At 65.8% G+C, this 17127-nt stretch carries 17 protein-coding genes; 6 read left to right on the plus strand and 11 right to left on the minus strand.

From position 1 onward, the window contains the following. Window positions 1-63: 63 nt before the first annotated feature. From OHQ90_RS34180 to OHQ90_RS34190, 3 genes are read right to left on the minus strand one after another with little or no spacing between them, the layout of a single operon-like run. Window positions 64-1122 (minus strand): ABC transporter permease, encoded by a 1059-nt coding sequence (locus OHQ90_RS34180; protein WP_328404652.1) that lies wholly within the window; start codon window positions 1120-1122, stop codon window positions 64-66. Then, complete coding sequence (locus OHQ90_RS34185; protein WP_328404654.1) at window positions 1119-2642, minus strand: sugar ABC transporter ATP-binding protein; 1524 nt, start codon at window positions 2640-2642, stop codon at window positions 1119-1121. Before OHQ90_RS34185 ends, OHQ90_RS34180 begins: the two co-directional genes overlap by 4 nt. After that, the gene (locus OHQ90_RS34190) at window positions 2633-3682 is read right to left on the minus strand and encodes a substrate-binding domain-containing protein (protein ID WP_328404656.1); all 1050 of its coding nucleotides are present in this window, start codon (window positions 3680-3682) and stop codon (window positions 2633-2635) included. The genes OHQ90_RS34185 and OHQ90_RS34190 overlap by 10 nt, the downstream gene beginning before the upstream one ends. 141 nt (window positions 3683-3823) lie before the next feature. On the opposite strand from OHQ90_RS34190, the gene OHQ90_RS34195 reads away from it, so the two are divergent. The 3 genes from OHQ90_RS34195 to OHQ90_RS34205 all read left to right on the plus strand — a co-directional run bounded on the left by OHQ90_RS34195 (window position 3824) and on the right by OHQ90_RS34205 (window position 6577). Further along, on the plus strand, window positions 3824-5056 hold the full coding sequence (locus OHQ90_RS34195; protein ID WP_328404658.1) for an ROK family protein: 1233 nt from the start codon (window positions 3824-3826) through the stop codon (window positions 5054-5056). A 61-nt stretch (window positions 5057-5117) separates the two neighbouring features. Then, window positions 5118-5543: a hypothetical protein gene (locus tag OHQ90_RS34200; protein WP_328404660.1), complete on the plus strand. Its 426-nt coding sequence runs from the start codon at window positions 5118-5120 to the stop codon at window positions 5541-5543. An 80-nt stretch (window positions 5544-5623) separates the two neighbouring features. Next, entirely contained in the window at window positions 5624-6577 is a 954-nt protein-coding gene (locus OHQ90_RS34205; protein ID WP_328404662.1) for an alpha/beta hydrolase, read from the plus strand. A gap of 182 nt (window positions 6578-6759) precedes the next feature. Here OHQ90_RS34205 and OHQ90_RS34210 read toward each other — a convergent pair whose 3' ends face one another. After that, window positions 6760-7200 carry a histone-like nucleoid-structuring protein Lsr2 gene (locus OHQ90_RS34210; RefSeq protein ID WP_442941244.1) on the minus strand — a complete coding sequence of 147 codons (441 nt, stop codon included), beginning with the start codon at window positions 7198-7200 and terminating at the stop codon, window positions 6760-6762. Window positions 7201-7309: 109 nt separating this feature from the next. After that, window positions 7310-7909, minus strand: coding sequence for a TetR/AcrR family transcriptional regulator (locus OHQ90_RS34215; protein WP_328404664.1), 600 nt, complete (start codon window positions 7907-7909; stop codon window positions 7310-7312). A 121-nt stretch (window positions 7910-8030) separates the two neighbouring features. Between OHQ90_RS34215 and OHQ90_RS34220 the strand changes: the two genes are divergently transcribed. Together OHQ90_RS34220 and OHQ90_RS34225 are read left to right on the plus strand one after the other, a co-directional pair. Beyond that, window positions 8031-9350 carry a family 1 glycosylhydrolase gene (locus OHQ90_RS34220; RefSeq protein WP_328404666.1) on the plus strand — a complete coding sequence of 440 codons (1320 nt, stop codon included), beginning with the start codon at window positions 8031-8033 and terminating at the stop codon, window positions 9348-9350. A 469-nt stretch (window positions 9351-9819) separates the two neighbouring features. Then, on the plus strand, window positions 9820-10329 hold the full coding sequence (locus OHQ90_RS34225; RefSeq protein ID WP_328404668.1) for a hypothetical protein: 510 nt from the start codon (window positions 9820-9822) through the stop codon (window positions 10327-10329). 79 nt (window positions 10330-10408) lie between these two features. Here OHQ90_RS34225 and OHQ90_RS34230 read toward each other — a convergent pair whose 3' ends face one another. After that, window positions 10409-11554, minus strand: coding sequence for an alpha/beta hydrolase family protein (locus tag OHQ90_RS34230; protein ID WP_328404670.1), 1146 nt, complete (start codon window positions 11552-11554; stop codon window positions 10409-10411). A 229-nt stretch (window positions 11555-11783) separates the two neighbouring features. Here OHQ90_RS34230 and OHQ90_RS34235 point away from each other — a divergent pair, with 229 nt between their 5' ends. Continuing rightward, the gene (locus OHQ90_RS34235; RefSeq protein ID WP_328404672.1) at window positions 11784-12134 is read left to right on the plus strand and encodes a hypothetical protein; all 351 of its coding nucleotides are present in this window, start codon (window positions 11784-11786) and stop codon (window positions 12132-12134) included. Between the two features lie 59 nt (window positions 12135-12193). On the opposite strand, the gene OHQ90_RS34240 is transcribed toward OHQ90_RS34235, so the two are convergent. The 5 genes from OHQ90_RS34240 to OHQ90_RS34260 form a co-directional block, all read right to left on the minus strand. Next, the gene (locus OHQ90_RS34240) at window positions 12194-12580 is read right to left on the minus strand and encodes an LppP/LprE family lipoprotein (protein ID WP_328404674.1); all 387 of its coding nucleotides are present in this window, start codon (window positions 12578-12580) and stop codon (window positions 12194-12196) included. A gap of 686 nt (window positions 12581-13266) precedes the next feature. Continuing rightward, the gene (locus tag OHQ90_RS34245) at window positions 13267-14031 is read right to left on the minus strand and encodes a glucose 1-dehydrogenase (protein ID WP_328404676.1); all 765 of its coding nucleotides are present in this window, start codon (window positions 14029-14031) and stop codon (window positions 13267-13269) included. A 99-nt stretch (window positions 14032-14130) separates the two neighbouring features. Beyond that, a complete protein-coding gene (locus tag OHQ90_RS34250; protein ID WP_328404678.1) occupies window positions 14131-14979 on the minus strand; it encodes a helix-turn-helix transcriptional regulator in 849 nt (282 codons plus the stop codon). A gap of 90 nt (window positions 14980-15069) precedes the next feature. Then, complete coding sequence (locus OHQ90_RS34255; RefSeq protein ID WP_328404680.1) at window positions 15070-15612, minus strand: YaeQ family protein; 543 nt, start codon at window positions 15610-15612, stop codon at window positions 15070-15072. Window positions 15613-15814: 202 nt separating this feature from the next. Then, window positions 15815-17053, minus strand: a complete 1239-nt coding sequence (locus OHQ90_RS34260) for a hypothetical protein (RefSeq protein WP_328404682.1) — start codon at window positions 17051-17053, stop codon at window positions 15815-15817. Between the last annotated feature and the right edge of the window lie 74 nt (window positions 17054-17127).

Genomic DNA, 17127 nt, shown 5'->3' on the forward strand with positions numbered 1-17127 from the left:
CCGATATCTCGGTTGGCCGACGGCAACGGTGATCGCCACCGGTCGGCAGAACATGGCAAACGGTCAGGTCGGTAGTCCGACGGCGCGTTCGCCGCTGCGGCGCTGCTGGATGACGACCGCAGCCACCAACAGCGATCCCTGGGCGACGTTCTGCCAGAAGGTGTTGACACCAACGACATTCAGACCGTTGTCCAGCGCGCCGAGCAGCACGACCGCGAGCAGAGTGCCGCCAACCGTGCCCTTGCCGCCTTTGAGTGCACAGCCGCCGAGTGCCGCCGCGGTGATCGCCTTGAGCTCGAGTCCTTCACTGCCCGACACCGGCTGACCGGACCCGGTGCGCGCGGTCAGGATGATCCCGGCAATCGCGGCGACCACGCCCGCGAGTACGTACACCGCGATCAGATACTTATTGATGTTGATGCCGGAAAGTCTTGCGGCGGTGTCGTTTCCACCGATCGCATAGATATTGCGGCCGATGTCGGTGTACTTCAGCAGGACGTGCACCCCCAATGCGACGATCGCGAGGATGATCACCGGCACCGGCAGACCGAGGACCTTGCCCCTGGCGAGGAAGATGAACACGTCGTTGTCCAGCACGAAGCCCTGGGCCTTGCCGCCGGAAATCAATTGGGCGAGGCCCTTGTACGCGGCCAATGTCGCCAGCGTCGCGATCACCGGATTGACCCGTCCGTAAACAATGATCACGCCGTTGACCAAGCCGAGCACCAGCCCGACGCCGATCGCGGCGAGCACACCCAGTAACGCGTTGCTCGCAGTCGCGGTGAACGCCATCGCGCTGATCACCGAGGCGACACCGGCCTGCGAACCGACCGAGATGTCCAGCGCACCGCAGATGATCACGACGGTCTGCACCACGGCGAGCAGACCGAAAACCGTCACCGCATCACCGATTCCGGCCAGGTTCGCCGGATCGAGATACCCATCGTTGAGCCAGCCGAAGATCGCGACGATCACCACGAGCGCACCGATCAGGCTGAGGTTGCCGGTCCCGACCGCGCGCACCAGGTTTCGTGGCGTGAGCGCGGCGGTATAGCGGAGCGTCGGTGGTCGAGTGTCGGTGGCCGCGGGTTCCGCGGCGAGTGCGAGTTGTTGTTCGGTCATCGGTTTCCTCGAGATGTGTGCGACGTCAGGTCTTCGGCCATGGCCAGCGCGAGGATCGCTTCCTCGCTGGCCTCGCTGCGGTCGAGTTCGCCGGTGACGCGGCCATGCTGCATGACGACGATCCGGTCGGCGAGACCGAGTACTTCGGGTAGCTCCGAGGAGATCACCAGCACCGCAACCCCGGACTCGGCCAGTTCCTCGATGACGTGGTAGATCTCGACCTTGGCGCCGACATCGACGCCCCGCGTCGGCTCGTCCAAGATCAGAACCGCCGGCTTGCGGGCCAGCCAGCGGGCCAGCACCACCTTCTGCTGGTTACCACCGGACAGCTTGCGCACTTCCTGCTCGATCGAGGGCGTCCGCACCCGCAGCGAGTGCACGTATTGCTCGGCGAGGCGCCGCTCGGCGCCGCGCCGGATGAACCGCCAGCGCCGCAAGCGGTCGAGCATCGCCAGCGAAATGTTGTCGCGCACACCGCGATGCAGCAGCAGGGCTTGGGCCTTGCGCTCCTCCGGCGCGTAACCCAACCCGGCCCGCACCGCATCGCGCGGCTGGCGCAGCCGCAGTGGTTTGCCGTCCACCCGGACCTCGCCGGAGCGGATCGGCAGATCTCCGGCCAGCGCCCCGGCCAGCTCGGACCGGCCTGCGCCGACCAGCCCGGCCAGCGCGACCACCTCACCGGCCCGCACCTGCAGGCTGACCTCCCGCACGTCGTCGGTGGTCACCGCGTCGGCTTCGAGCACGACCGGGCCCGGCGCGTGGCGCTTGCGGGTGAACAGCGTGGACAGGTCGCGGCCGACCATCAGCCTGACAATCTCCCGGTCGGTGGTCTCACGGGTCGACCGCACGCCCGCGACCGCACCGTCACGCAGTACCGCCACCCGATCGGCGAGCCGGAAGATCTCCTGCATCCGGTGCGATACGTAGATCACCGCGAGGCCGCGTTCCCGCAACCGGCCGATCAGCGCGAACAGTGACTCGGTCTCGTGCTCGGACAGCGACGAGGTCGGCTCGTCGAACGCGATCACCTTGGCGTCGGTGGTCAATGCCCGCATGATCTCTACCAGCTGACGCTGCGCGGCGGTCAGCTTCGAACCGAGGGCACCGGGATCGAGGTCGCGGTCGAAGCCGAGCCTGGCCAGGTCGGCGCGCACCCGCTCACGCAACGCCGCCCGGTCGACAAGGCGGCCCGCACGGCGCGGCAGCGATCCGAGATAGACATTCTCGGCGACCGAGACGTGCGGCACGATCTCCGGCTCCTGGGCGATCACCCGGATCCCGGCCGCCCGCGCGGCGGCCGGGGTGGCCGGTTCGAACAGCGCGCCATCGAGTTCGAGCGTGCCGCTGTCCGGTCGGTGATCGCCGCCGAGAATTCGGATGAGGGTGGACTTGCCCGCGCCGTTCTCCCCCATCAGGGCCGTCACCGCGCCTGCCGGAAAGTCCAGGCTCACCTCGCGCAGGGCGGGGACCCCGGCGAAGCTTTTGCCGACCCCGGTCACACGCAATCCCGTCAGCTGCATGTGACGCCCGCCTGTTGCCAGTTGCTCGAATCCACCATCGTGGTCGGCGCGAACGCCTCGGCAGGCATCGGCTTGCCGTTCTTCAGGTAGTCGTAGATCGTCTGCACCGCAAGCGCACCCACGTCTTTGCCATTGATGAACAGTGCAGCCTTGAAGCCGGTCGGCTTGCCACCGCGCCATTCCTTGCACGCCAGATACGCGCCGAGGCCGACACCGAGCACATTGTCCGCGACGTATCCGGAGTTCTGGATGGCGGCGACACCACCACTGACGTTCTCGTCATTGCAGCCCATGACGATCCAGTTCTTGACCGACCTGTTGCCCGCGACCGTCGCGGAGATCTTGTTCTGCGCGTCCGACGGAGTGTTGTCGGTGCCGACCTCGATCACCCGGACGTCGACGCCCGCCGCATCCCGGAATGCCTTCTGGTTGGCGTTTACCCGGTCGGTGCAGACGGTCACGTCCTGTTTCCAGGCGTCGATGATCGCGGTCTCTTCCGGCTTCCATCCGGCCTTCTTGAAGTCCTGACCGGCCCTCGTCCCGACCGCGGCGCCCATCTGGGCGCCGCTGAAGCCGACCCGGGGCACGAGCTGATCCTTGGCACACTTCGACGGGTCCGGTCCGCTGGTGCAGACCTGGTCGTCGGAGGTCAGCAGCGCGACGCCGCCCGCTTTGGTCAGCTGCGCGACCTGCGGCCCGACCGAGGGATCGGGGACGACGACGATCACGCCGCTCGCCTTCTGGTTGACCGCATTGTTGACCTCGGTGACCGCCTTGTTCGCGTCGTTGCCAAGGTTGACCACCTTCAGCTCGACACCGAGTTCGGCGGCCTTGGCCTTGGCGCCCTCCGCCTCGCCGATGAAGTACTCCTGGTCGCCCTGCTTCTGGGCGTACACCAGGCTGATCGTGCCCGTGTTGTGCTGTGGCCCGCTCGTCTGTGAGCCGGTCTCCTTGCCCGATGAGCAGGCGGTCGCTGCCAGTGCCAGCGCCACCCCGCACAGCACGGCGCTGGCCCAAGGGCGTCGGTGAGTCGAGGACATGAGCACTCCTACGTGATCTGACGCACAGCGGCGTCGCATAGTGATGCGGGTTACAGTAGGACTTCGGATAACTGTTGTAAATACTGTTGGCCGAAGTAGTCCGGTATGTTTGCCACATCATCGGAAGGAGTGGGCCCGACCGTGTACCAGCTGACCGCGCGCGACATCAGACGCCGTAACAGGTTCTGCGTACTACAGGCGGTCTATGCCGCCGACGGCCATACCAGCCGGCAGGAGATCGCACAGGCCACCGGACTGTCGTTCGCCACGGTCGGCAACATGATCGCCGAGCTGCTCGACGTCGGCGTGCTCGCCGAACTCGGCTACGACGCTCCCGGCATCGGCCGACCGCGGGCCCGTCTTGCGATCAATCCCGTGCGCGGCACTCTCATCGGTGTCGACATCGCGGAAACCAGCGTCCATTTCGACCTGTTCGACCTGGCCATGTCGGTGCTGCGCTCGGTCGAGATCCCCGTCGATCCCGCGGCCACCCGGCCCGACGACGTCGCCGAACTGATCATCCGCGGTATCGGCGAGCTGACCGCGGGCGATGCCGACCGGGTGCTCGGCATCGGCTTGAGCGTGCCGGGGCTCGTCGAACCCGAGGGCGGAGTCTCGGTGTTCTCGCCATATTGGCACTGGCACAACGTCCCACTCAAGGAACTGCTCGAACGGCGGCTGCCACACCCGCTCTACCTGGACAACCCACTCAAGGCCAGCACCGCGGCACAGCTGTGGTTCGGCGCGGGCCGCGACGTCGACGACCTGATCGTCGTGACGCTGCGCGCCGGTGTCGGCATCGGTGTCGTCATCGACGGAATGCTCTACCGCGGCGTCACCAACAGCGCGGGCGAATGGGGCCACACCAACCTCGTGCTCGACGGACGCGCATGCTCCTGCGGCCGCAACGGCTGCGTCGAGGCATACGTGAGCGCACCGGGCATCGTGCAAACCCTGCGCGAACTCGCCCCATCCAGCCCGCTGATCAGCGGCGACGATGCACGTACCATCGCGGCCATCGCCGCGGCCGCGGCGCGCGGCGACAGCGTGGCACTCGAGGTCATCGACAAGACAGGCCAGTACCTCGGCGTCGCCGTGGCCAATCTGGTGAACCTCTTCAACCCGCGCACCATGGTCTTCGGCGACCTCGTCGCCAACCACCTCGGCACGCCGCTGCTCGAGGTGACCCGCCGCGTCGCCGCACACCACGCGATGTCCGACCCCTTCGAGGCGGTGACGCTGCAACTGTGCACGCTCCGGCACAACCCGGCCAGCCTCGGCGCCGCGACCTTCGCTCTGGAGGGCTTCCTCGCCGACCGCGAAACCTTCGGCTCGATCGCGGCTCGCCGCGCCCTGCGCGCCTCGTCGACGTAGGACCCGGAGCAGGCAGCAGCGCGGATTGACAAGGGATTTAGTAAGCGCGCATATTATTTTCATGACCACGATCGCCACCGCGCACGGCACCACGACCGCCCTCCCCGCCGCCTTCTTCGACAAATGGGCCGACATGGCGACCTGGCCCGAATGGAACACCGACACCGAATGGGTTCACCTCGACGGCGAATTCCGCCAGGGCGCAACCGGCAAGCTCAAGCCCAAGGGCGGTCCCACCGTGCCCTTCCTCGTCGAAAGCCTCGTCCAGGACCGCGAATTCGTGGATGTCTCGAAGCTGATCGGCGCACGACTGACCTTCGCCCATTTCCTGACCCGCGCCGACGGCATCACCACCCTCGACGTCGAGATCAGCATCACCGGTCCGCTGAGCTGGTTGTGGATTCGCCTGATGGGCAAGAGCCTTGCCGCCTCCGCACAACCGGACCTCGACAACCTCATCGCGGCAATCGCCGCGGTCCAGGTGTGATCGACCCGACGCCACGAACCCGCACCCTCGGCATGGTTGCCTCTTGACTTGAACTGCGCTTCAAGTCCGAAGCTGGTGTCATGACCGAAACACAAAACGACCAGATCTCACTCCACCCGCAGGTCCAGGCCTATCTGGCGCGCCTGGCCGGCTTCAACTTCGGTGCGCTGCACACCTTCCCGCCGGAGCAGGCGCGCGAAGGTCTCCGCCGACAGATTGCTCTGCTCGGCGAGCCGGAACCCATCGCACAGGTCGAGGACCGCACCATCCCGGGCGCGAGCAGCCGGATTCCGATCCGTATCTACACCCCGGATGGCAGCGGCCCCTTCCCCGTGCTCGTCTTCTTCCACGGTGGCGGCTTCATGCTCGGCGATCTGGACACCCACGACGGCTTGGCGCGCAGCCTTGCCAACGGCGCACAGTGCATCGTCGTCTCGGTCGACTACCCGAGGGCTCCCGAACACACTTTCCCCGCGGCGCCCGAGGCCTGCTACACCGCGACACAGTGGGTGGCCGACAACGCGGCGAGCATCAATGCCGATGCCGCGCGGATCGCCGTCGGCGGTGACAGTGCGGGCGGCAATCTGGCGACCGTTGTCGCGCAGATGGCACGAGACAACGACGGCCCGGCGCTGGTCTTCCAGCTGCTGATCTACCCCGATCTCGATTTCCGCAGAACGAATTTCAGCATCCGCGAGTACGCGGGCAAGTACGGCAACATCGGCCGCGAAACCCAGCACTGGTTCATGGACAACTACCTCAACAGCGCCGAGGAGAAGCTCGATCCACGCGTCTCGCCACTGCTGGCCCCCGACTTGGCCCAGCTCCCTGCCACACTCATCATCACCGCCCAATACGACGCACTGCGCGATGAAGGCGAACAGTACGGCGAACGCCTCGAAGCAGCGGGCGTGCCGGTCACGGTCACCCGCTATCCGGGCATGATCCACGAGTTCCTTCGGCACCCCTTCGACGACAGCAAACAAGCACGAGCCGAGGCCGCGGCGGCGCTCGCGCAGGCCTTCACCCGTTGAGGATCGAACAAGGAACCCGGCCGTATCGGCAAGCAATCACGGGCGGGTTCCGCTCATCCGATACACGCGCATGGCATCGGTCGATGCTCACGCCGACGCCATCGGCAGCTTCGCCACCGACGATTGGATACTGACCGGTCCCGAAGGCGGGCCAGGCAACCACCGCCGGCAGCAGCCAGCGCCTACGCGCCGACTTCGGCCGTCTTCTTGCCTTCCTTCGCGCCACGCTTCCGTTCCCGTTCCGCGACAGCTGGGGTGTCCCGCTTACTCCGTGCGGGTGGCGGCACCCGCGGTGCGTCTTGCGCTGCGCGGTATGCGGCCATCACCTCCGCCGAGATACGGCCGCGGTTCGATACCTGGTGGCCGTTCTCGGCAGCCCATGCGCGGATGGCGGCGAGTTGCTCGCCACCGGTTGCGGCCCGCTTCCGGCCACCGCCGGAAGACACCCGGCCCGTCTTGCGAGCCTTCTCCGCCCACGGCTCGAGTGCCGCCCGCAGCCTGGCGGCATTCGCGGCCGACAGATCGATGTCGTACACGCGGCCGTCGACTGCGAAGGACACCGTTTCGTCACCCTGTGAACCGTCGATGTCGTCGACCAGCGCCTCAATGATTCGCCTTGCCACTGTAGATTCCTTTCCGGTGACGCCCGTGCAGATCGCTGGCGACGCTAACACGGCAACCGTCGAAAACTCAGGACAGCGCACGCGCGATTCCCGTGTGTCGATCACGTTGTCAGATGTGCTTCGCAGGACGGCTATTGATCGACGTGCCTGCGGTATAGCGCTGCCACCATTGTTCGAGTAGCGCTGCCATATCAAGGCTCGGATCGATCAACCACCGGGCCTGCAGGCCGTCTGCGAGGGCGAAGAACATTGTCGCCGCGGCATCGGTGTCGAGGTCCTCCGACAGCTCACCCGCTTTCTGCATCTCGCGCAGTGCGCGCGAAAAACCCTCGGTGCCCAGCCGATAGCGCTCCAGCATGTAGTGGTGGGCAGGGTGGCGTGGATCCGCGGCGGCCGCCTGCATGTGGGTGAACAGCTCGATCAGTCCGGGCACCGTCGTGTTTCGGCGGACGATCTCCACGAATGCCGCGGGCGCGGGGCCGTGCACGGCGGCGAGGTCGGATTCGTCGCGCTTGCGCAGCACAGCGACGAACAATTCCTCTTTCGTCCCGAAATAGTGCAGCAGACCGCCCTGGCTCAACCCGACCGCCTCCGCGAGTTCAGCAATGGATGTGGCCAGGTATCCGCGCTCGGCGATGGTGCGCAGCGCGGCGTCGAGGATCTGTTCCCGCCGTTCGATGCCTTTTCCATAGGGACCCCGTTTCACCACGGGGTCAGTGTAGGCACGGACCCGACACACCTTGCCAGCAAAAACCGAGCACTGTACGGTTTTCGTTCAGACGCACTCCTCGCACCTGCCGTGCCTGCACAGAATGAACAGGAGCACCTCGATGCGACTCCGCCTCAGCAGCCTCTGCGTGGCCGCACTTGCCGCCGTCACCACGTTCGCGCAAGGCGCACCGGCCGCCGCACGACCGGAGCCGCCCGCGCGGGTCGCGCCGCTCGGCGAGGACTTTCTGTGGGGTGTCGCCGCCTCGGGATTCCAGTCGGAAGGGCATGCGCCCGACAGCAATTGGACCCGCTACATCGCGGCGGGCAAGACCGACGATCAATACCAGAACTCGGTCGACTTCTTCTCGCGGTACCGGTCCGACATCCAACTGGCCGAGCAGTTGGGCGCGCGGGTGTACCGAATCGGCATCGAATGGGCGCGCATACAGCCGCAGCCCGGCGTGTGGGACGAGAACGGACTTCGCTTCTACGACAACGTGATCGCCGCCATCACCGCCGCCGGGATGCGCCCGATGCTGACCCTGGACCACTGGGTCTACCCCGGCTGGGAAGTCGACCGCGGCGGCTGGAACAACCCCGACATCGTCGATGACTGGCTCGCCAACGCACGCAAGGTCGTCGATCGCTACGCCGCGGTCGATCCATTGTGGGTCACCTTCAACGAGCCCACGATGTATGTCCTCAACGAAACGCGCCACGGCGGCATCCCACCGCTCGCCGCCCCCGCTATGTTCGATCGGATCGCCCGAGCGCACAACAGCATCTACGACTACATCCACCACACCCAGCCGGCTGCGATGGTCACCAGCAATGTCGCCTACATTCCCGCCGCCGAGGACGCCGTCAACGGTTCGACGATCATCTCCCGTATCGCGGCAAAACTGGACTACATCGGCATCGACTACTACTACGGCACCTCCCCCGACACTCTCGCCGGGATGACCAACTTCACCGAACTCTGGAAGAACCCGCTCCAGCCAGAAGGCATCTACTACGCCCTCCAGCACTACGCCCGCCTCTTCCCTGGTAAGCCGCTCTACATTGTCGAAAACGGCATGCCCACCGAGAACGGCCTCCCCCGCGCCGACGGCTACACCCGCGCCGACGACCTCAATGACACCGTCTACTGGCTCCAACGCGCCAAAGCCGACGGCATGAACCTCATCGGCTACAACTACTGGAGCCTCACCGACAACTACGAATGGGGCTCCTACACACCCCGATTCGGCCTCTACACCGTCGACGTCCGCACCGACCCCACCCTCACCCGTCGCCCCACCGACGCCGTCCCCGCCTATACCGCCATCACCCGCGACAACGGCGTCACCCCCGACTACCGCCTCACCCGTGCCCCGAAATCCTGCTCCCTCGTCGACGCCGTCGCCAGCTGCACCGACCCGGTAGCCGTTCCCCGCTGATTTCTCCGTCACGCGCGTGATGATCACGCGGCACCCGCCGTGCGGCCGATCCGGCTCTCGCCGAACCGAAGCCGATTTCCGTTGGCACACATCGCGATACGGTCGCCGAGTTCACCGGTTGATGGCGTTGTCCTGCAGGTCCAACCATGACCTCCTCTCAACCCTGGGAACCGATGCGCATTCGTCGAGCATTCGCCCTTTTCGCTAAATCGATTGCAGGACAACACTTTTAGTCTTCACTCTGGCTGATCCCCACGACATTCCACCGACCCTTCGGCCCCGACATCTCCACCTCCGCCCACTAGCATCGAACTCCGGTCAACGTTCGAAGCGCCCGAGCAAACGACCGCGACATCGCTACCGCCGGATGAATGACAGGTCGGCCGTTGACCTTTGGGCGATTACGCATGGGAGACGATTCGTTCGACAGCGGAACCAATCTTCTGGGCCCTGCTCGGCAAGGGCACGCATGTTCACTCTGTACAGCTCTAGGATCGATAGGACGGTATTGATGAAATCGCGCACGTATTCGGGGTTACTGCCGGGGATCGCGGCCATCTCATGCATCTCCGCGGTGACAGTCGGCTATGCACCCACCGCATTCGCGGCACCGAACGCTCCATCGGATCCACTGTGCACGATCACATACCCCACTCCGGACGACTTTTCCGTCCAGGCATCCAGCGACGCGTTCGCCACCTCGGTCAACAGCGGGTCCATGGAACTGAAGCTGCACACCGACTCTCGGTCGCAGACCGGATATGATCAAAAATTCGCGGTTACCTGGGCGAACATCACTACCGGTCGCAATGGACAGGCCGATACTTCCGCTTTTGTGAAAGGCTCCGAGAACACTCTGTCCATCCCCGGCACTGTCACGAAAACGGGACGGATTGCCCTGGTACTGAGCGTGACGAACCACGGAACGGGCGATAACTACACCTACGGCGACTGTAGCGTGGAATACACGGTGCCCTAGTCGATCCGAAGCCTCCGGCCCGGCTCATCGAATCCTCGGATTCGATGAGCCGGTGCAGCAAGGCCGTTACGCGCAGGATTCAGCGCAGGTGTGTCTTCAAGAAATCGAGGGCATCGGGCAGCGAGGCCAAGAACGCGCCACTATGGTTCTTGCCCGGATACTTCCGCACGGTGATTCGAACGCCGGTATTCAATTCCTGCAGCCGGTTTCCGTAACTGTCGGTCTCCGCAGGAGGTACGTCGATGTCCGCGGTCCCGTAGCCGATCATGACATCACTGGCGAAGCGGTCCTCGGGGTATCCGGCCAACGCGGTGATATCCGCTTCGAATGTCGGCGTCGGCTCGTCGGGGTCGGCGACCAGTGCCGCGGGGCGACGGCCGTCGGCGCGGGCGACCAGATCGGCAAGGCATTCCGACGCCGCCTCTTCCACATAGTCTTTTCCGAAGTCGGAAAGGAAGGGAGTCACGCCGTCGGGGTGCAACTCCTGCAACGACGCAAGAAAGTACGCCGCGTAGCCCACCTGGTTCTCGGCGCCGGTCGAGGTTCGCTCGAACATCTCCCGCAGGCTCTTGCTCGGGTTGGTGCGCAGCCCCGTGGCTATCACCCCGTTCAGCCCTGCCGCGGAGCCGCCGCCGTTCGCGCCGTAGAGGGCGGCCGCGCTCATCGCGGCATGCGCCCCTTCCGACTGGCCGATGACCACCCATCTGCTCGACAATGGAACGGGTGTCGTGCGAATCGCTGCGACCGCGTCCAGTATCGAGCGCCCTTCGACATTCGTGTTGTAGTAACTGAACTGACCACCGGTGCCCAGCCCCTGATAGTCGGGAGCCAGGACCGCATACCCGCTGTCCAGAATCTGATTGAAGTAGGTCTTGTTGCGTTCCGATTGCGGCCTGCGCGAGGGTGCACAGGAATCGCCGATGCCCGCGGTGCCGTGCGCCCACACCACCAACGGCCACCCACCCTGTGGCGGCAGGCCTTTGGGCAGGTACAGCGCACCCGATGCCGGAGCGGGCGCGTCGCGCTGATCTTGTGTGGTGTAGACGATCTCCAACGCAACCGCGGCCTCGGCGAATGACCATGCGGGATCGAGCACTCCGATGCTGCGGAGCTGTCCAAGGTCCTGCGCCTGAGCCTGCGCCTGCGGCATAGCGATACTGGCTGCGGCGCAGATGCCCAGCGAAGCCGCAACGAGCGCTGCGCGCCGAAAAGACAAGACGGACATGCCGTCGAACCGTACCAGCACAATCCATGAATCACTTTCCCAACACGGCGATGCGATCACCGCGTCATCGACACCCCGAACCGACCATGCGGATTGCACGGCGAATCCTGCACGACGCAAGGCTCGACAAAACCCGACTATCTGTAGCCGAATATGTTCCGGCTCAACCAGTTTCGATGCGTCAACAAGGTCGTGACGGTGCCCGGGTACGCCTGGTACGTTCACCGTCATGCGTCATATACAAAGTCGCCTCATGGTTGGCCTGTGCGCAGTCGCCGCCGCTGTCACCGTCACCGCGGGGTGTTCCGCGCAGCAGGAACAGCATCACGACCCTGCCCCCGTCGCTGCGTCGTCGGCGGCGGCGCACCCGGACCACAATCCTGTCGGCGCGCAGCCCGCCGGGCAGCCACCCAGCGGGTGCCTGCCGCCCCCGATGGGGTCGGACGGCAAGCCGCTGCCCCCGCCGCTGGGATCCGACGGCAAGCCGCTGCCGCCACCGACCGGTGCCGATGGCAGGCCGTGCCCGCCCCCGATCGGTCCGGACGGCAAGCCCCTGCCCCCGCCGCCCGCCCACCCCTGACGATCCGCTCCCGCCTACGGGCGGGAGCTTCTTCTTGTGGATGTGTCCGACCCGGCAACTCAGTTGTCGGGCGGGAATTGCCCCTGCGCCTGGATCGACGTTCCATTCAGGGTGAACGTCACCACGCTCGGTCCACCCTGCGGGCAGCACAGTGCATCCTCGGGCTTCGGCCACCGATACTGCACCGAGACGGTATTCCTGGTCTTTCCGATCACCTCGGTGTAGCCGTACGGCTTGGACGTCGCTGTTCCGAGATACGTACCGTTGGTGAAGAACAGGACGTGGGTTCCGGGATGAATTCCCTGCCAGTCCACCGCCATCCATGACAAGACGCCGGAGCATCCCGCCTGGATCGGGTCGGTGCTCGCGCTCTCGATAGTCCATCCGCCCCCGGCCGGCGGCGGCGCCAGTCCGGCGATCGCGGAGTTGGCCAGTGCCGAGTTCACGTCGAAGCACATACCGTGCCCGCTGCCATTGGGAGCGGATTCCGCTGGGCCAGGCGCAGGTTCCTGCGCAGTCACGGGTTGCGGCGCGGCCTGTTCCGGTGCAACAACAGCAGGCCCCGGTGCCGTCTCGGGCTCCTGGGCAACGGGTTGCGGCGCGCCCGCGGGCTGCTGCGCGATAGGCTTCGGAGCGGCCGCCGGCACCGGTCGGTCGGCGGGCGACACTGTGGCATTCGCCGATGGGACAGGTGTTCCAGTGGTGGCCGATGGCGCCGAAGTCGCGCCACATCCAGCGGTGCCGATGACGACACTCGCGGCGATCGCTATAAAAGCCGACGTCTTGATGTTCATAGCCTCCCTTTCGACCAGTTGACCCGGATGGGGTTGTCTACATTCGATTGTTCGTCCGCAAAGAACGGCGTGGCTGCGTTCCCACCGCAGTAGCACGGTTCACATCGAGCACACGAATATCCCTGTGCCGCAATCATTTGCGACACATACCTGACATCGGATCGATGGCTGGGTGCGTTACGGATCAATCGGCGGTCACAGCGATGGACCGTGCCCCCAATTACTTGGTGGTCGACGACACCGGACCGCACGCCAACTCTAGAAGCGGCCCAACCCACGCGGTATCGGAAACATGTCCCTGTTTCGTCCTACGGCCTCAGCGCCACGGCCTCCGCCACCTAGAGCATCGCCGCCGGGATGGCGGAGATCAGGCCGCCGTCGACGAGTAGGTCCTGTCCGTTGATATAGGACGCTTCACCGGAAGCGAGGAAGGCGACCGCGGCGGCTACCTCCTCGGCAGTGCCCACACGGCCGGCGGCGACCGTCGCACCGACGGCAGCCTGGGCCTCGGCGGAAGCCTCGGCCCGGAAAGCCGGGGTGTCGATGTAGCCGGGGCTGACGGAGTTGACTCGGATACCTCTGGGCGCCAATTCGGCTGCGAGGGTGCGGGCCAGGTTGTGCACCGCCGCTTTGGTCGCCGAGTACAGAGCAGCGTCCGACACACCGCGGTGCACTGCAAAGGACGCGTTGATCACGATTGCCGCCTGGTCCGACAGCAGCGGAAGCGTCTTCTGGATGGTGAAGAACGCTGCTTTGAAGTTGATGTCCACGACGCGGTAGAACTCGGCCTCCGTGACGTCTTGGGCAGCTTGGAAAGCACCGATGCCCGCGTTGGCGAACACCACATCCAGCCGCCCGTACTGCTCGCGAATGGCTGCTGCCAGCGTTTCGAGGTCGGTGAGACTCGCCGCGTCACCAGGAATTCCGAGCGCCCGGTCGCCGAGCTGAGCGACCGCGGCGTCCAGCCGGGTTTTGTCACGCCCGGTGATGATCACTGTCGCGCCTTCGGCGACGAGCCGGTGTGCGGTGGCCAACCCCATGCCGCTGCTGCCTCCGGTGATCAGTGCGATCTTGCCGTCGAATCGGGAACTGTTCTGTGTCATGGGTTGAGCGTGCCGCCGCGCACCGGAGATATACAGTGCGCAGTTATCGTAGGAGTGGCAGTAGCACGTTCGGGACCGGTATCGAACCGCCCGTAGCTGTCAGGCGGGGGCCGCGAGGCGCAGGTGTCGTAGTCGTTCGAGTCGGCCGGCGGTATCGGTGCCGGGCTGTGGGTTGTACAGCACGAGGGACCAGTCGGGGTGGTCGGCGACTGTCAAGGTCGTCGCGTCGAAGAACAACGCACCAGCCTCGGGGTGGCGCAGCGCATTGACTGCCTGAATCGGCACGCCTACCTCATGGCGTTCCCACAGTTCGGCGAATTCGGGGCTCACCGCACTGAGATCGTCCACCACCCTTCGGAATTCGGAATCGCCGGGAAAGTGCGCCGCGTCGGCGCGATAGGCGGCAACGACAGCGGCGCAGGCCGACGCCCACACCTCGGGCATCGCGCGGTATCGCGGATTGGTGAAGAACGTGATCAGGCAGTTGTGGGCGGTGTTATCGAAGCCGAACACCGTCCGGGCGGTGTCGTTGAACGCCAGCACGTTCCAGTAGCGATCCCGCAGCACCGCAGGCCGTTGCTCCCATGCATCCAGCAGGTGCCGCATCTCGGAGGTGACCTCGGTGGCCTCCGTCCGCACGTCGGTAGACGGCGGGTTCAGACCGGCGAGCAGATACAGATGCGCACGCTCCGGCTCACTCAGGAGCAGGGCTCCGGCAATGCCGTCGAGCACTTCGGTCGAGACCGTGATGTTGCGACCCTGCTCGAGCGAGGTGTACCAGGACACCCCGACCCCGGCCAGCAGCGCGACCTCTTCGCGCCGCAGCCCGGGAGTCCGTCGCCTGCCCGCCGCCGGAATTCCGACATCCTGCGGTGCCAGCCGCGCCCGGCGGGTGCGTAGGAAGTCACGGAGCTGCTCGCGGCGGCGCTGCGTGGATTCACTGACCATAGGCCACGGTAACAACGAAAGTACGCGCGCGAGAAAACGCTGTGCGGGGGGCGGCGACGGCCGGTTCGGTAGCGAGATCGGGCGCGAGGATTATCCGAGTCGGTGCTCGTCGACGGAAGCACTCAGGCTCGTGCCGTTGAGATCCAGGTAGAGCAGGCGCTCGGTGACCGACAGCGTCATGGTGTTGCGGCGTCCGAGCGCGGCGACAGCGGCGTCGATGAAGTCGCGATCGAAGCTGTAGACGGGAATGGCTTCGGCACGATGGATCCGTTTGCCTGCGAGTTGGGCCAGTACTTTGGCCGGATCACGATGGGTATAGACGGCGGCGCGGCCGGCCAGCTTGCTGCCTCGGTGCAGACGCTCCGCGTCGGGGGCACCGACCTCGATCCAGGCGGTGAGCCGTCCGGTGAGATCGCGCACCAGCACCGCGGGCTCGTCGGTCGCGGAAATGCCGCCGTCGCTGAAGGCGATGCCGTCCTGGTATTCGAGGCAGTACGCCAGCAGTCGGGTCAGCATGTATTCGGCGGTTTCGGACGGGTGGCGCGCTATCCGCAACTCCAGGTCCTGGTAGACGTCACGGTCGACGTCGGCCAGTTGGACGGCGAAGTTGTGCAATGTTGCGCTGAGGGCCATAAGAGCAGAAGCCTAAACCTGATACGACCGCCCGGTTCCGGAGAGACCACCGCCAGTGGCCTCGACGAGCAGCTCCAGTGGCCGGTTCACCCGATGGGCGAGCAACGGGCCGCGCAGTGTGGCCCACCCGTACGGCCACCTTGACCAGGCGAAAGGGATCCCGGGGCCGAGTCGACACAGCCCCGGGGTCCGGCGACACCGATCAGATGGTTTCTGTCACGGCCGCGTCTTCGATAGCGGCATCGTCCGCATCCGTGCTGCCGTCTGCTTGCGCACCGTCCGCAGGCCTGGCTGGATCCGTCGTGCGGCGAGTGCGGGCAGCAGGTCGTGCGAACGCCGACACCGGGGTTGCGGGGAGACTCGCTTCGACGCGGCCCGGACTGGACCCGTTGATCACAGACGAAACTTGCGCGACTTGTCCCGGGATGGGCGCGGCGGCGGCGATCGGCTGTGCGGCAGGGAGTCCGGTCGGTGCGGCCACAGCCGCTGACGTTGTATTGACGTCGCGCAGTGGGATGGCGGCCTGCACACTCTCCTCGCCAGCTTCTGTGCCGTCATCCTGTTTGTCGAGCAGACCCGGCAGCGTTTGCATAAGCGGCGCCACCATCATGCCTAGCGGCATCAGCGCCTGCATCAACCCGTCCATACCGCCGCCCCCACCGGAACCGCCGGTGCCGGTGGCGGCGGTGGTGGTCGCCGCGGTGGCCGCGGTGGCCGCGGTGGCCGCGGTCGAGCTCCCGATCCCTACGGGATGTTTTTCGTCTGGGTCGGCTATGTCTTGATTGAACTGCGAGACCGAATCGACCTTGTCGAAGACGGCCTCCACCGCAGCGGCGACCAAACTCAACAAAGCCGTCTCCTGCCCGTGATTCAGCTTGCCGGTACCTACGGCTTTCAGCTCGCTGTTCAATTTGGCGACGATGGCCTTGATGTCACGCAGCGTCTTTTCCTGCTCGTCTGCCACGGCGCCGGACGCTGTGTGCACTTTACGTTCAAAGTGCAGCAACGACGCCTTCAACTTGGCGGTGAACGCCGCGAGCATCGCGTATATCTCGCTCGCCATACCCTCGCCGAAACTCCCGTCCGGCGCAGGCTTCATCAGGTCGTCCATGCGCGGCGGGAGGATCGGCCCGCCGCGGCCGAGCAGGTCGACCGCGGTTTGAATCGCCCGCTGGGCCAATAGAAGCTTCTTCTTGAAGCCGGCTTCCGCACCGGGCGGCGGCACCAGATGCACGGTCCAGCAATGTCTGTTCGGCGCGGGCTCGCCCGGCAAGATCTCGGGGTCGGCCGGATCACAGGGCGGCGCTGGGGGTGTGCTGCGCCCACGCTTGGGCGGAACGCCAGGTTTGATGTGCGGCGGCGCGGGATCGTCGGGATCTCGCGGCATCGGATCGGCGGGCCCGATGCGAGGCGGCGCGGGATCGCTGGGATCCCGCGGCATCGGATCGCCGGGCCCGGACCGGCCATACCTGGGATCAGGAAGTACCGGAGAGACCGAAGTACCGCCACCAGGCG

It is taken from the genome of Nocardia sp. NBC_00403 (genome assembly GCF_036046055.1).
Taxonomy (GTDB): Bacteria; Actinomycetota; Actinomycetes; order Mycobacteriales; family Mycobacteriaceae; genus Nocardia.

Coding starts and splice junctions, on each gene's coding strand:
- OHQ90_RS34225 (WP_328404668.1), top strand. CDS start 9,820: ATGTTCACTCTGTACAGCTCTAGGATCGATAGGACGGTATTGATGAAA.
- OHQ90_RS34245 (WP_328404676.1), bottom strand. CDS start 14,031: ATGACACAGAACAGTTCCCGATTCGACGGCAAGATCGCACTGATCACC.
- OHQ90_RS34205 (WP_328404662.1), top strand. CDS start 5,624: ATGACCGAAACACAAAACGACCAGATCTCACTCCACCCGCAGGTCCAG.
- OHQ90_RS34230 (WP_328404670.1), bottom strand. CDS start 11,554: ATGTCCGTCTTGTCTTTTCGGCGCGCAGCGCTCGTTGCGGCTTCGCTG.
- OHQ90_RS34185 (WP_328404654.1), bottom strand. CDS start 2,642: ATGCAGCTGACGGGATTGCGTGTGACCGGGGTCGGCAAAAGCTTCGCC.
- OHQ90_RS34220 (WP_328404666.1), top strand. CDS start 8,031: ATGCGACTCCGCCTCAGCAGCCTCTGCGTGGCCGCACTTGCCGCCGTC.
- OHQ90_RS34250 (WP_328404678.1), bottom strand. CDS start 14,979: ATGGTCAGTGAATCCACGCAGCGCCGCCGCGAGCAGCTCCGTGACTTC.
- OHQ90_RS34200 (WP_328404660.1), top strand. CDS start 5,118: ATGACCACGATCGCCACCGCGCACGGCACCACGACCGCCCTCCCCGCC.
- OHQ90_RS34255 (WP_328404680.1), bottom strand. CDS start 15,612: ATGGCCCTCAGCGCAACATTGCACAACTTCGCCGTCCAACTGGCCGAC.
- OHQ90_RS34260 (WP_328404682.1), bottom strand. CDS start 17,053: ATGCCGCGGGATCCCAGCGATCCCGCGCCGCCTCGCATCGGGCCCGCC.
- OHQ90_RS34235 (WP_328404672.1), top strand. CDS start 11,784: ATGCGTCATATACAAAGTCGCCTCATGGTTGGCCTGTGCGCAGTCGCC.
- OHQ90_RS34190 (WP_328404656.1), bottom strand. CDS start 3,682: ATGTCCTCGACTCACCGACGCCCTTGGGCCAGCGCCGTGCTGTGCGGG.
- OHQ90_RS34180 (WP_328404652.1), bottom strand. CDS start 1,122: ATGACCGAACAACAACTCGCACTCGCCGCGGAACCCGCGGCCACCGAC.